13 protein-coding genes are annotated in these 13,463 nt (G+C 74.8%); 9 read left to right on the forward strand and 4 right to left on the reverse strand.

Annotated features, from left to right (window positions below):
- Positions 1–71 precede the first annotated feature (71 nt).
- Entirely contained in the window at positions 72–986 is a 915-nt protein-coding gene (locus tag AB0946_RS40185; RefSeq protein ID WP_366765684.1) for a HipA family kinase, read from the reverse strand.
- Between the two features lie 20 nt (positions 987–1,006).
- Entirely contained in the window at positions 1,007–2,506 is a 1,500-nt protein-coding gene (locus AB0946_RS40190; RefSeq protein ID WP_366765685.1) for an IucA/IucC family protein, read from the reverse strand.
- Positions 2,507–2,637: 131 nt separating this feature from the next.
- Between AB0946_RS40190 and AB0946_RS40195 the strand changes: the two genes are divergently transcribed.
- From AB0946_RS40195 to AB0946_RS40205, 3 genes are all read left to right on the forward strand, one after another.
- The gene (locus tag AB0946_RS40195) at positions 2,638–4,140 is read left to right on the forward strand and encodes an IucA/IucC family protein (RefSeq protein ID WP_366765715.1); all 1,503 of its coding nucleotides are present in this window, start codon (positions 2,638–2,640) and stop codon (positions 4,138–4,140) included.
- A 283-nt stretch (positions 4,141–4,423) separates the two neighbouring features.
- Entirely contained in the window at positions 4,424–5,686 is a 1,263-nt protein-coding gene (locus AB0946_RS40200; RefSeq protein WP_366765686.1) for a VWA domain-containing protein, read from the forward strand.
- Positions 5,686–6,486, forward strand: coding sequence for a hypothetical protein (locus AB0946_RS40205; protein WP_366765687.1), 801 nt, complete (start codon positions 5,686–5,688; stop codon positions 6,484–6,486). The genes AB0946_RS40200 and AB0946_RS40205 overlap by 1 nt, the downstream gene beginning before the upstream one ends.
- 54 nt (positions 6,487–6,540) lie before the next feature.
- On the opposite strand, the gene AB0946_RS40210 is transcribed toward AB0946_RS40205, so the two are convergent.
- On the reverse strand, positions 6,541–7,167 hold the full coding sequence (locus tag AB0946_RS40210; RefSeq protein ID WP_366765688.1) for a winged helix-turn-helix transcriptional regulator: 627 nt from the start codon (positions 7,165–7,167) through the stop codon (positions 6,541–6,543).
- An 81-nt stretch (positions 7,168–7,248) separates the two neighbouring features.
- Here AB0946_RS40210 and AB0946_RS40215 point away from each other — a divergent pair, with 81 nt between their 5' ends.
- The 6 genes from AB0946_RS40215 (at position 7,249) to AB0946_RS40240 (ending at position 12,966) form a co-directional block, all read left to right on the forward strand.
- Positions 7,249–8,457 carry a pyridoxal phosphate-dependent aminotransferase gene (locus tag AB0946_RS40215; RefSeq protein ID WP_366765689.1) on the forward strand — a complete coding sequence of 403 codons (1,209 nt, stop codon included), beginning with the start codon at positions 7,249–7,251 and terminating at the stop codon, positions 8,455–8,457.
- A 169-nt stretch (positions 8,458–8,626) separates the two neighbouring features.
- A complete protein-coding gene (locus AB0946_RS40220) occupies positions 8,627–10,453 on the forward strand; it encodes a trypsin-like serine protease (RefSeq protein ID WP_366765690.1) in 1,827 nt (608 codons plus the stop codon).
- Between the two features lie 31 nt (positions 10,454–10,484).
- Positions 10,485–11,033 carry a DUF4232 domain-containing protein gene (locus AB0946_RS40225; RefSeq protein ID WP_366765691.1) on the forward strand — a complete coding sequence of 183 codons (549 nt, stop codon included), beginning with the start codon at positions 10,485–10,487 and terminating at the stop codon, positions 11,031–11,033.
- A gap of 82 nt (positions 11,034–11,115) precedes the next feature.
- Positions 11,116–11,718 carry a histidine phosphatase family protein gene (locus AB0946_RS40230; RefSeq protein WP_366765692.1) on the forward strand — a complete coding sequence of 201 codons (603 nt, stop codon included), beginning with the start codon at positions 11,116–11,118 and terminating at the stop codon, positions 11,716–11,718.
- A 152-nt stretch (positions 11,719–11,870) separates the two neighbouring features.
- Positions 11,871–12,491: a hypothetical protein gene (locus AB0946_RS40235; protein WP_366765693.1), complete on the forward strand. Its 621-nt coding sequence runs from the start codon at positions 11,871–11,873 to the stop codon at positions 12,489–12,491.
- 52 nt (positions 12,492–12,543) lie between these two features.
- Positions 12,544–12,966: an acyl-CoA thioesterase gene (locus tag AB0946_RS40240; protein WP_366765694.1), complete on the forward strand. Its 423-nt coding sequence runs from the start codon at positions 12,544–12,546 to the stop codon at positions 12,964–12,966.
- A gap of 80 nt (positions 12,967–13,046) precedes the next feature.
- Here the strand turns inward: AB0946_RS40240 and AB0946_RS40245 are convergent, their stop codons facing one another.
- Positions 13,047–13,448, reverse strand: coding sequence for a helix-turn-helix domain-containing protein (locus tag AB0946_RS40245; protein WP_366765695.1), 402 nt, complete (start codon positions 13,446–13,448; stop codon positions 13,047–13,049).
- Between the last annotated feature and the right edge of the window lie 15 nt (positions 13,449–13,463).

Below are 13,463 nucleotides of genomic sequence, written 5' to 3' on the forward strand. Positions count from 1 at the left end.
CCCGGCCGGGGCGGCGTCGCCCCCGCCCCCGCGGGGGGGCCGGGGCCCCCCCCCCGCCCCCCCCCGGCGGGTCATCCGAGGTGCACCGACCAGTCCTGTTCCGCCGCCGGCTTCCCGTGCAGGTCGGGGACCCGCTTCAGCCACGCCGGGCGGCCCGCCTGCGTCTTCGCCGCGCGGGCGGCCTCCTCGGCCGCCAGCTCCTCACGGCTCGGGAAGTCGGTGGGCAGCCACTGCGGGGAGAGCCGGACCCGGTCCAGGAGATAGCCGACGTAGGCGTCCCGGACGTCGTCGGGCGTGGCGAACCCGGCGTCCTCGGCGAGCCAGGCGTCCGGCACCTCGGCGACGATCCCGCGCAGCAGCTCCTGCGTCACCCGGGGCGCCAGTTCGGCGTCGGCGGCGCGCACGTCCGGGCCGTAGAGGCCGAGGGCGTGGTGCCGGAAGTCGTACCGCCGGCCCGGGTCCGTGGTGTCCCAGCGGTGGTGGAAGACGAGGGCGGCGCCGTGGTCGATCAGCCACAGGCGCGCGGGCGCGGTGCCGAACGTGGGCCAGACCATCAGGTTGGAGCTGTGGACCGTGCGGTCGACGTTCACGGTCAGCGCGTCCAGCCAGACGATCCGGCCGGCCTCCAGCGGGTCCACCGGGAACGTCCGGGCGATCTCGGGGGTGAGGTCCCGGGCGCCCGGCAGATAGTCCATGCCGAGGTTGACTCCCGCGCTGGCGTTGTGCAGCTCGCGCACCTCCTGGTGCGGCTCGGCGGCGGCGACGGCCGGGTCGAAGTGCACGAGGACCAGCTCGGGGAAGCGCAGGCCGAGCGCGCGGGCGAGTTCCCCGACGATGATCTCGGCGACCAGCGCCTTGTGCCCCTGCGCCGAGCCCGTGAACTTCACGACGTAGGTGCCGTCGTCGTCCGCCTCCACGACCCCGGGCACGGAGCCGCCGGAGTGGAGCGGGGTCACGTATCGAACGGCAGTCACATCGCGCAGCACACCGGCCAGACTACGGCAGGTCAGGCGCCGGCCAGCGGGTTCGGCAGCGGCAGGTAGCGGGCGTCCGCGCCGTCCGCGCCGGTCCAGCGCAGGAGCAGGTTGGTCTTGCCCGGCAGGGTGGGGGCGTCGAGCAGGGCGGGGATCTCGGGGAGGTCGTGGCGGGCGAGTTCCCGGCGGGCGGCGGGCCAGGGATCGAGACCGGGGTGGTGCTCGGTGAGGGCGCCGGCGATCTCGGTGAGGTGGTTGACGACCAGGCAGTACACCAGCCGCTCCCAGCCGGCGGCCCGGGTCACGTCCGGCAGCAGCTTGGCGCCCTCCGCGTCCCGGAACAGGGCCTGCACGGGCGTGCCGGCGGCGTCCACGGCGACCAGGGTGTTCTGCAGATGGGCCTCCAGGACCACCCCGTGATCGCCGAACGCGGTCAGGGCGGGCGGCACGACCTGCCGCAGGTACGCCTCCCACCAGCCCGCCGGGTCGGTGGCGGCGGCGAGCGGGCTGCCGTCGAAGCCCTCGGCTAGACCCGCCGCGAGCAGGGGGGTGGCGCCCGGCAGCAGATGGCCGCGGAACCCGTCGCGGACCAGGACGGCCAGTTCCTCGAAGGCGAACGCGGCGGTGCGGTAGCCGCGGTCGCTCAGCCAGGCCGCGGGCGGGCCCATCGCCGCGAAGGCGTGCGCGGCCGCGGTGTCGGTGCGGCGCAGTCCGCGCAGGTCGTGGCGCCACAGCCGGCGGATGTCGTTGGTGATGCGGACGTCCAGGCTGAACTTCACGAACAGGTCGCGGCGCGGCTCGTACACCGTGCGGACGGCGGCCGTGGGCCAGGTGTCGAACGGGGTCGTGCCCAGCCGCAGCAGCCGGCCGTCGGCGAAGGCGGGCGCGAGATCGCGGGCGACGAGTTCGAGCTGCCAGGGATGGGCGGGCAGCAGCCGGTAGCCGGGCGGGGCGGTGCCGAGGGCGTCCAGGGCCCGGGTGTCGCCCTCCTCGGCCACCTGGTCCTCGCGGACGCCGAGCAGCGTCAGCGGGAACCGGGCGTGCGCCTCGGGGGCGTACGGCAGCCAGGACGCGACGGGCCCGCCACCGCGCGCCTTGGGGGCCGGGTGGTGGGGGTGCCCGGTGAGCAGGGACTGCTCGGAGCGCAGGTACGCGTCCTCGGGCGCCGTGGCCCGGGCGCGGGCGGTGAGCAGGGCGGCGATCGCGTCCCGGCTGTCGATCATCTCGGCGGGCAGGTCTCCGCCGGGCAGCCCGGTGTGCCGGCGCAGCTCCTCGGCGACCAGCTTGACCAGCTCCGAGTGGCCGATGCGGCGCCACGCCCCGGCCGTGTACAGCTCGGGGTCGGCGGGGCGCCGGCCGGGGCGCACCCGCAGCAGCCGGCCGTCCGGCAGCCGGTGGACCCGGCCGTCCCCGCCGTCCGTCAGCGGTTCGGCGACCTCCCGCAGCAGGCAGTTGAGCAGCGGCGCGGTCGCGTACGCGTCGGCACGGCGGCCGACCGCGCCGTTGGGGGGTGTGAGGTCCACTCGATCCATTCGTTCTTCGTCCAGGAGGCCCGCGGTCGTTCCCGGGGCGGACCGGGTGCGCCGTGCGGGAGCCGGTGACGATCAGTATGGCTGCCGTCCCGGACAATCGTGCCGTGGCCCGTGTACCCGAGGAGCCGACCGTGCACCGTCCCCCGACCGCCGACGCCGAGATCGCCGAGGAGCTGGCCGTCGTCCGGCCCGCGCTGCTGCCCCGGTACGCGGCGGAGCTGCCCGGTGCCCGCGCCGCCGTGCTGACCCGGCTGTGGCGGGCGCTGGCCCACGAGCCGCTGCCGTGGCTGTCCGGCCGGGTGTCCGGGGCGGACGGCCTCGCCCTGCGCCTGGCCGACGGGCGGACCCTGCGCGGGCCGCACGCGGATCCGTACGCCACGCGCGCCTACGTCACCGCCGTACGGCTGGACCGGGAGCGGTACGACGATCCGGCGCGGCTGATGGCCGCGCTCGGGGTGCCGCACGGCGCCGCGTTCGCCGCGGAGCTGGCGCACAGCGTGGCCTCGCTCGCGCTGTCCCGGGCCGGCGCCGGTCACCCGAAGGAGTGGCCGGCGGACGGCGGGGGGAGGGACTGGGAGTGGGAGCAGCGGGTGGTCGACGGTCACCCGTACCACCCCAACTGCCGTTCCCGGCCGGGGTTCTCGGTGGCGGACCAGCTGGCGTACGCCCCCGAGCACGGGCCGGTGGTGGAGCTGGGGACGGTACCGGTGCCGGCGGAGGGGTGCCTGGTGTCCGGCGACTGGCCGGCCGGGCTCCGCGACGGCGACCGCATCCTGGTGCCGGTCCACCCCTGGCAGGCCGCGCACGTGCTGGGGCGGTCGTACGACGTCTGGCGCCCCGCCCATCCGCTGATGTCCCTGCGCACGCTGGCGGTGCCCGGCGGACCGCAGGTGAAGACCGCGCTGAGCGCCCGGCTGACGTCGTCGGTGCGGGACATCTCGGTGTACTCGGTGCGGGCGGCGGCACCGCTGTCCGCGTTCGCCGAGGAACTGGCGGCGCGCACGGACGGCCTGCTGCACATCACCCGCACGCTGGGGGCGGTGACGGCCCACTCCCCCGACCTGGCCGCGCTGCTGCGGGAGTCGCCGGAGGTGTACGCCGGTCCGGGTGAGCGCGTCCTGCCGGTGGCCGCCCTCGCCCTCACGCCCCTGCCCGGCTCCCCCGCCTGGCTGGCCGCGTTCACCCGGCTGGCGCTCACGGTGGGCCTGCGGCTGCTGGACCTCGGCGTGGCTCTGGAGGCCCACGGCCAGAACCTGCTGGTCGTCCTGGCGGCCGACGGCACCCCGCTGCGCCTGGTCTACCGCGACCTGGCCGACATCCGGATCAGCCCGGCCCGCCTGGCCCGGCACGGCATCACCCCGCCCGCGCTCACCGGCCGTCTGATCACGGACGACGACACCGCCCTGCGCCGCAAGCTGTTCGGCTCCCTGGTGGCGGGGGCGCTGGCGGGCACGGCGGGCTCGGCCGCCGCGCTGGGCACGGCCCTGGCCGCCGCCGTGGCCGGCCTCCCGCCGACCCCGGATGTCACGGCCTTGCGCCACGCACCCGTGCCCGTCAAAGCCCTGACCCTGATGCGCCTCTCCCCGGGAACCCCCGGCGACCAGTGGGCCGGCCTGCCGAACCCGTTGCACTGAGACCAGAGTCGGATCGATCAGGGCCACCACCGTGCGCGGGGAAGGACGGTGCGCCGCCGGGAGGTCGCGCTGTGGCGGACTCCGCGCCTCCCGCGGTGCGAGGCACACGCGGGCTGCGGCGACCACGGCGTCACCAACCGGCGCGGGAACGCCGGGAAATGGCCGGCCAGGGGAACGTCGCACCATGGAGAAGCGGTGGTCCGTCACCTGTCCGGCGCCGGGGGACGGTGCAGCGGGTCCGCTCGTTTTGGAGCGGGACCTGTCTGATCAATAAGATCCGGCGATGATCAGAAGACAACGGCTGGCGGCGGGCGTCTGTGCTCTGCTCGCCGCCCTGACGGCCGGGATCGCCTTTCCCGCCGGTGCGGTCGCCGACGAGACGGACCAGGCCGCTCCGAAGGTCGAACTGGTGCTGGACGTCAGCGGTTCCATGCGCACCCGGGACATCGACGGCGGCACCCGGATGGCCGCGGCCAAGCAGGCGTTCAACGAGGTGCTGGACGCGACCCCCGAAGAGGTCCGGCTCGGCATCCGTACCCTCGGCGCCAACTACCGCGGCAACGACCGCAAGGAGGGCTGCAAGGACACCGAGCGGCTCTACCCCGTCGGCCCCCTGAACCGGACCGACGCGAAGACCGCCGTGGCCACGCTGGCGCCGACCGGCTGGACGCCGATCGGGCCCGCGCTGCTGAAGGCGGCGGACGACCTGAACGGCGGTGACGGCACCCGCCGTATCGTCCTGATCAGTGACGGTGAGGACACCTGCCAGCCGCTCGACCCGTGCGAGGTGGCCCGGGAGATAGCCGCCAAGGGCATCGGGCTGACCATCGACACCCTCGGCCTGGTGCCGGACGCCAAGACCCGCGACCAGCTCAGCTGCATCGCCGACGCCACCGGCGGCACCTACACCGACGTGCGGCACAAGGAGGAACTGAGCGACCGCGTCGGCGAGTTGGTGGACCGGGCGGCCGACCCCGTGGTCACACCGGTGGCCACCGAGGGCGCGGACCGGTGCGAGCAGGCGCCGGCGCTCAAGTCCGGCCTGTACACCGACCGCGCCGGGTTCGGCCGGCAGCGCTGGTACAAGGTGGACGTGGAGCCCGGGCAGGAGCTGCGCGCCTCGGTGAGCGTGGCGGACGACCGGGCCGTCCAGCCGGACTACGGTGTGCTGCTGCGGGCGGTGACCGTGCACGGCCGGGAGATCGTCCGCGGCGAGGCCGCCGGCACCGGCCGTACGGACGTCGTCTCCACCGGCCTGCGCTACCCCCGGCCGGACGGCGACGACGACGCGGCACCCGCGGAGACGGTGTGCCTCCAGGTCACCACCTCCTTCTCGGCCGCGTCGGGCGTGAAGACGACTCCCGGTCTGCCGCTGGAGCTGACCGTCGACGTCGTGGACGGGCCGTCCGGTCACCACGACGTGGCCGCGTTCGGTCTCGGCCGTGGCTGGTGGCTGCTCGGCACGCTGGTGCTGATCGGCTTCCTCGCCGGTCTGCTGTGGGGCTGGCTGTCGCGCTGGCGGGTCGCCGTCTGGAGGACGAACTGATGCGGATCACACGTGTGCTGGGCGCCGCGCTGCTGGCGCTGGGGCTGGCCGCCGGACCGGCCGCCGCCGACTCCTCGCCCTCCCCGAGCGCCTCCGCCGACGGTGACGCGCCCACCCGGGCGGGCACCTCCTTCCGTACGGCGACCGAGATCGACCAGGGGCAGCAGGCCACCGCCTCCGGCTCCACCGGCGACTACCTGTACTGGTCCTTCCCCGCGGACACCGGGCAGCGCCCCACCGTCAAGGCGACGGTGAAACTCCCCGGCGCGCACGGCTCCGAGACCTGGCAGCTCGACGTGTACGACGGACTGCGGCGCCGCCAGTCCTGCCAGTACGGCGCCCAGAGCCGGACCGCCGCGCAGGGCGCCGGCTCGGTCGAGCTGGCCTGTGTGCTGCGCACGGTGCGGGGCTGGGCGGAGCCGTGGGCCAACGACCCGCTGCCGGGCACGTACTACGTCCGGCTGACGGTGGTGGACCTCGCCGCCGCCGACCTCGGCAAGCCGATGGGCGCCGAGGTGCGCGTCGACTCCAAGGACATCGGCGGCGCGGCGGCCGTGGACGGCTCGCTCGGCAAGCCGCTCGTCCCCGGCATCGCCGTCACGTCGCAGAAGGACGCGGACGGTGCCAAGGGTGCCGTGCTCTCCAGCTTCGGGTCGGACGACGGCTGGTCGTCCGGCTGGTGGTCCGACCGGTGGGTGTGGACCGGGATCGGCGCGGTGCTGGCCTCGCTCGCCGGGATCGGGGGGTACGTGCTGACCCGGGGTTCCGGGCGGCCGTCCCAAGTGCCGCCGAACGTGTGATCCACCGAAGCGCGAAGGCCCGCCCGATGGGCGGGCCTTCGTGTTCGCCGGGCCTCACGCCTCCCGCAGCGCCTTGGCGAGCGTGCCGTCCCCGGTCACCGTGACCCGGCCGTCGCGCACCGCGTCCGGCAGCCGGGTCTCCCCGCGGGCGATGGCCTCGCAGGTGGCCGCGTCCATCACCAGCCGCGCGTCCGCCTCGCCCGGAGCGGGCCCGTCGCCGTACACCGGGCCCTCCTGCGCGCCGACGCGGAGGTGGAAGTCCCCCTCCTCCAGGCGGACTTCCACCAGGCCCTCCCCGTCCAGCGCCCGCAGCAGCGGCAGGGCGAACCAGTGCGCGCGGACGGCGTCCGTGGGCCTGCGCTCCCCCAGTTCCTCCTCGCCCCACGCACCGAGTGCCTGGAGCACGGGCAGCAACCGGCATCCCCGTGCGGTGAGTTCGTACACGTACGCCGCGCCCGGCGGAGGCAGCCGCCGCCTGGTGGTGAGCCCGTCCCGTTCCATGTCCCTCAGCCGCGAGGCGAGTACGTCCGTGCTGACGCCGGGCAGGTCCGCGTGCAGGTCCGTGTAGCGGCGCGGGCCGGCGAGCAGTTCGCGGACGATCAGCAGGGTCCAGCGGTCGCCGACGACGTCGAGGGCGCGGGCTGCGGAGCAGTACTGGTCGTAGCTTCGGCGAGGTGACATGCGACGCAGTCTAGACGCGTTGTTGGACTTTCCAAGCTCCTGCTTGGTAAAACCAAGCAACACGAGTTCCCGGAGGGGCGCATGGAGTTCCGGCAGTCCAACAAGCTCAGCGAGGTGTGCTACGAGATCCGCGGCCCGGTGATCGAGCACGCCGACGCGCTGGAGGAGGCGGGGCACAGCGTGCTGCGCCTGAACACCGGCAATCCCGCGGCCTTCGGCTTCGAGGCGCCGGAGGAGATCCTCCAGGACATGATCCGGATGCTGCCGCGGGCCCACGGCTACACGGACTCCCGCGGCGTCCTCTCCGCCCGCCGCGCGGTCGTCCAGCGCTACCAGACCCTGGGCCTCGACGTGGACGTGGACGACGTCTACCTGGGCAACGGCGTCTCGGAACTGGTCTCCATGGCCGTACAGGCACTGATCGAGGACGGCGACGAAGTCCTCATCCCCGCGCCGGACTTCCCCCTCTGGACGGCCGTCACCACACTGGCCGGCGGCAGGGCCGTGCACTACCTGTGCGACGAACAGGCCGACTGGAACCCGGACCTGGCCGACATGGCGTCGAAGATCACCGACCGCACCAAGGCCGTGGTCATCATCAACCCGAACAACCCGACCGGCGCGGTCTACCCCAAGGAGGTCGTCGAGGGCATCCTCGACCTGGCCCGCCGGCACGGCCTGATGGTGTTCGCCGACGAGATCTACGACCAGATCCTCTACGACGACGCCGTCCACCACTCGGCCGCGGCGCTCGCCCCCGACCTCGTCGTCCTCACCTTCTGCGGCCTGTCCAAGACCTACCGGGTGGCCGGCTTCCGCTCCGGCTGGCTGGTGGTCACCGGGCCGAAACAGCACGCCAGGGACTACCTGGAGGGCCTGACCATGCTGGCCTCCATGCGCCTGTGCGCCAACGCGCCCGCCCAGTACGCCATCCAGGCCGCGCTCGGCGGGCGCCAGTCCATCGGCGAACTCACCGCGCCCGGCGGGCGGTTGTACGAGCAGCGGAACGTGGCCTGGGAGAGGCTCAACGAGATCCCGGGCGTGTCCTGCGTCAAACCCAAGGGCGCGCTGTACGCGTTCCCGCGCATCGACCCCAAGGTGCACCCGATCCACGACGACGAGAAGTTCGTCCTGGACCTGCTGCTGCGCGAGAAGATCCAGGTGGTCCAGGGCACCGGCTTCAACTGGCCCTCCCCCGACCACTTCCGCATCCTGACCCTGCCGCACGCCGACGACCTGGAGGCGGCCATCGGCCGGATCGGCAGGTTCCTCGGCGGGTACCGGCAGTAGGCGCCTGGCCCGTGCCGCGCGTTCCGTGCGAAGATCACCCCCGTCGACGACCGGGGGTCCGACGCGGGGCGGGCCGCCCATCGGCTGCCGGTGCGCGCCCGACCGGCGCAGCACCCCCTGGTCCGGTTCCGGCGGACCGGCCGGAGATGTCAGACCAGGGGGAGCAGCGGTGTTCTGGTTCGGACAACGCCGTACGCGCGGAAGGCGCCGTACGGCCGTCGCCGTGCTGAGCGCGGTGGTACTCGGCCTCACGGCGCCCGGCGCCCGGGCCGCGGAACAGGCGCGGCCGTCCGCGCCCGTCGCGGGGCGGGAGGCACGGCAGGCCGCGACGTTCTGGACCGCACAGCGCATGGCCGACGCCCGGCCGCTGGACGCGGCACGGCACCTGCCGCCGGAGCCGGGGGCGGCGACCGCGGCGGCGGCCCGGCCGCAGGGCACCCTGTTCAAGGGGACCCGCCTGGTGGGGACGTTCTTCGGCGCCGACGGGCCACGCGGCACCACCTGGCACTGCACCGGCAGCGTGATCGACACCAAGGCGCGGAACATCGTCCTCACCGCGGCCCACTGCGCGCTGAACATGAACGGCGACTACATCTTCGTCCCGAAGTTCGTGAAGGGCGCGGCCCCCGACCGGCAGCCGTACGGCATCTTCCACATCCAGCGGATCTTCATCGACCCCCGGTACGTGCCCGACCGTGGTTCGGCCACCACCAAGAAGACCGCGTCCGACCTGGACACGGCGTTCGCCCGGGTCTCGGCCAACCAGCGGGGCGCGTCCCTTCAGGACGCGGTGGGCGGCGGCCTGACCTTCACCCGGCCGGCCGGCTACACCCACCGGAACGTCACCGTCGTGGGCTACCCCTCGCACCGGCACAACAGCGCCGGACGCGCCGTCAAGTGCACGGTCCCGACCAGACAGCTGCGCGGCTACCGCCAGCTGTCGATGACCTGCGGCGGCTACTACGGCGGCGTCTCCGGCAGCCCGTGGATCACCGACTACGCGGACGACGCCCGCACCGGGCACGTCATCGGCGACCTCGGCGGTTACAACGGCGGCGGCAACGACGCGAACGCCGACTACGTCAGCTACGCCACCGCGTTCGGCGCGGACGCGGCCAACCTCCTCGCCGACGCCGTCGCCGACCAGGCCCCGCCCGCCGACCTGCCGCCGTACCGCGGGCTCAAGGGCGCGCTGCCGGGCGGCGCCGCACGCTGGCGCGGGGCCGCGCTCATGGCGTCCGGCGACTACACCGGCGACCGGCACGGCGATCTGCTCGTGGTCTGGCCCGACGGCGGGATCACCCTGTACCCGGGCGACGGCAAGGGCGGTTTCCTGGCCGAGAAGCGGCTGCGGCGCGCCAACTCCACCTGGACCCACGCCCGCGCCCTGACCGGCGGCACCTTCACCGGCGGCGCCCGGTCCGGACTGCTGGTGCGCTGGTCCGACGGCGAGGTCACCCTCTACCCGGGGCCCGGCCCCGCCGGCCTGGGCCGGGAGATCCGCCTGGCACCACCCGGCTCCGCGTGGAAGAAGGCCGTCCAGTTCACCTCCGGGGCGTTCGGGGCGGACGGGGGCACGGGGCTGCTGGTCCGCTGGGCCGACGGCGCGCTCACGCTGTACCCGGGGGTCGGGGCCGGTGGCCTCGGCGCCGGCACCCGGCTCGTCGCGGCGAACGGCACCTGGACCAAGGCCGCCGTGCTGGCCGGCGGCGACTTCGACGGTACGGGTACCGGCGACCTGCTGGTGCGCTGGGCGGACGGCGCGCTCGACACGTACAGCGGCACCTCGGCGGCGGGGCTCGGCACCAGGACGCGGGTGCGCGGCCCGAACGGCCTGTGGCGGCACGCGCAGGCCATGACGGTCGGCGGACTCCGCCACGGCGGCACCGGGAACGACCTCGTCGTGCGCTGGTCCGACGGGGAGACGACGCTGTACGCCGACACCGGCACGAAGGCGCTCGGCACCGAGCACACGCTGGTCCATCCCGGCACCTGACCACACCACCGCGTACCGCCAAGGGGGAACCATGCGCGTGACCACCCGCCTCGCCGGCGGCCTCACCCTGCTCACGGCCGGCCTGGCGCTGACGGCCTGCGGCACCAGTACGAAGGCCGCACCGGACGCCACCGCACCGCCCTGCCGGACCGCCTCGCTGACGTGGACGCTGTCCCTGCTCGCGGGGGACGGCACGCGGCAGGGGACCGGCCGGCCCGACGCGCGGCTCACCGCCGTCAACAAGGGCCCCGGCCCGTGCGTGTTCGCGGGCTACCCGGCCCTGGAGATCCACAACGGCAAGGCGGAGAGCGTCGAGGGCACCGGGCGGGGCCGCCCGGCCCCGCTCGTCCTGGCCGGCGGGGCCTTCGTGACCGTGGACCTCGACTACACGCGCCGTGGCACGAAGGGCGCGGACGACAGCTGGTGCGTGCGGCAGACCGAGGCCTCGGTCCGCGCACCGCACGACACCCGTGGCGCGGTCGTCCCCGTCACGGACGCGCACGGCAAGGCCGCCACGATCGACGCCTGCGGGGAGACCCTCGACATGGCGGTGCCGCGCCGCGCCCCGGCCGGGTCCTGAGGCGAGGCCGCCGCCCCGGCCGACCGGCCGTCTGGCGCAGTCCGTCCTGCGGGCGGCGGGCGCCCTGTGCCACCGTGCCGTCATGGGTGACCTCTTTCTCGTGCGGCACGGTGAGACCGAGTGGTCGCGGTCCGGGCGGCACACGGGCCGGACCGACGTGCCCCTCACCGAGCACGGGCGGGAGGAGGCGCGCCGGCTGGTCCCGCTGATCCGCTCGCAGCGGATCGGGGCGGCGTTCGTCAGCCCCCTTCAGCGCGCCCGGGAGACCGCCCGGCTCATCGGTGTCCCGGACGCGCGGGTCGACGCCGACCTGCGCGAGTGGGACTACGGCGGCTACGAGGGTGTGACCACCGTGGACATCCAGCGGAGCCGGCCCGGCTGGTTCCTGTTCACCGACGGCGTCGTGCCGGGGCCGCCGGACCACCCGGGCGAGACCCCGGAGCAGGTCGGGGAGCGCGCCGACCGCGTGCTGGCCAAGGCCGACGCGGCGCTCGCCGGCACCGAGGGGGCCGTCGTCCTGATCGCCCACGGCCACTTCCTCCGCGTCCTCACCGCCCGCCGCCTGGGCCTGCCACCCCAGCACGGGGCCCTCTTCCAGCTCGCGACGGGGGCACTGTGCCGGCTCGGCACGGAGCACGGCCGCCCGGTCGTCGCCGGGTGGAACATCCGGCCCCGGACGGAGTGAGGAACCGGGGGGAGCGATGAGGGCGGGGCGTTGTCGGACCCGGGCCGTACCCTGCGGAAGAGTCACCCGTCCGGCGGTCCCTCGGAAGCGGCCCGCCGGCGGTTCCCGAGCCGTCCCCCCTCCCCCGGCAACGCCCCCGAGAGGAGCCCCCCGTGACCCGAACGCCCACCCCCGCGCAGCGGCGGGTGATCGAGGACGCCGATCCGGTCACCGGCCGGCTGCGCGGTACCGAGACCCAGCTCGCGGCGCTGGTGAAGCGGGGGCTCGCCTTCCGGCATCCCCGGCCTCCGCACGACCACTTCCTCACCCCGGCGGGCCACCGGATACGGGACGCGGTTCCCGGGCCACCGGCGGAGCCGGCGCGGGACACCGGCGTGTTCACGGCCCGTGTCGGGGGCGAGGAGGAGCCGCCCGTGTCCGGCCCGGCGCGGCAGCGTGAGGTGCACAGTGCCTGGCAGGGGCTGCTGGAGCTGCGCCGGATGACGAATCCGGACGGCGCGGCGGACCGGCCGTGCGGGTGGGAGCGGACGCACCTGGTGCGGGCCGCGGCGCTCGCGCTGGAGGCGGGCGGGCACCGGCCGGCGGGCGGGGACACGGACGGCTACCGGGTCCGCGCGACCCCGCAGCCGGAGGCGGTGGCGGTGTACGCGCCGGACGAGCGGACGCTGGCCGCCTGCGCGGTCACCCTGGAGCGGGCCGGCTGGCAGGCGGGCGAGTACACCGAGCCCCGGACGAGAGCCCGCTATCTGCTGGCCTCGCCGCGCCGGGTGTGACGGGCGTGCCAGGATCGGTCGACCGGAGATCCGAACAGCAGAAGGGCAAGCAGTGGCCGAACCGTTTTCCGTCCGTGTGACCGTCCGCGGCTACGAGACCGATGTGCAGGGCCATCTCAACCAGGCGGTGTACCTCAACTACGCCGAGCACGCCCGCTGGTCGCTGCTCCAGGCGGCCGGGATCAGCCAGGCCCGGCTGGTGGGCCGGGGCGTGGGCCCGGTGGCGCTGGAGACGACCGTCCGCTACCGCCGTGAGCTGCTCGCCGGCGACGAGGTCGATGTGACCTGCGCGTTCGAGTGGGGGGAGGGAAAGACCTTCCGGATCCGGCAGGAGATCGTGAAGAGCGACGGCACCCTGGCGGCCGAGGTCGTCGCGGTGGGCGGTCTGATGGACCTCACCGCGCGCAAGCTGCTGGCCGACCCCCGCGCGGTGTTCGGGGAACTGGCGGCGGACCCGGCCCTGTTCGGCCTGTAGTCCCGTCGGCGGCCTGGCTCCTGTCGTCAAACCCCCGTCGTCCGCCCGGAGCGCGGCAGACGGGAGTGTGACGACAGGGTTTAAGCGTCGAGCGGGTCCGGCCGGTGCTCGGCGTCGTAGGCCGCCCGCGCCTCGGCGACGTACACCCGGTTGCGCTCGGCCCAGTCGGTCAGCCGTTGCAGGGTGTCGTGCAACTCGTGGGCGACGGGGGTGAGTTCGTACTCGACCTTCGGCGGCACCGTCGGATGGACGGTGCGCGTCACCAGGCCGTCCCGTTCCAGGTTGCGCAGGGTGAGGGTCAGCATGCGGCGGCTGATGCCCTCGATGCCGCGCTCCAGCTCCGTGAACCGGATGGGCCCGTGCGCGGCGGCGACGAGGATCTGCACGCTCCATTTGCCGGCCACCCTGTCAAGAACTTCGCGGACGGGGCACGCGTGCGCGTTCACTGCCTGGGCGGTAACAGCGGTGTTCCCCTGGGACATCGGACTGCCTCCTTA

This window comes from Streptomyces sp. NPDC046870 (assembly GCF_040704595.1).
Taxonomy (GTDB): Bacteria; Actinomycetota; Actinomycetes; order Streptomycetales; family Streptomycetaceae; genus Streptomyces; species Streptomyces argyrophylli.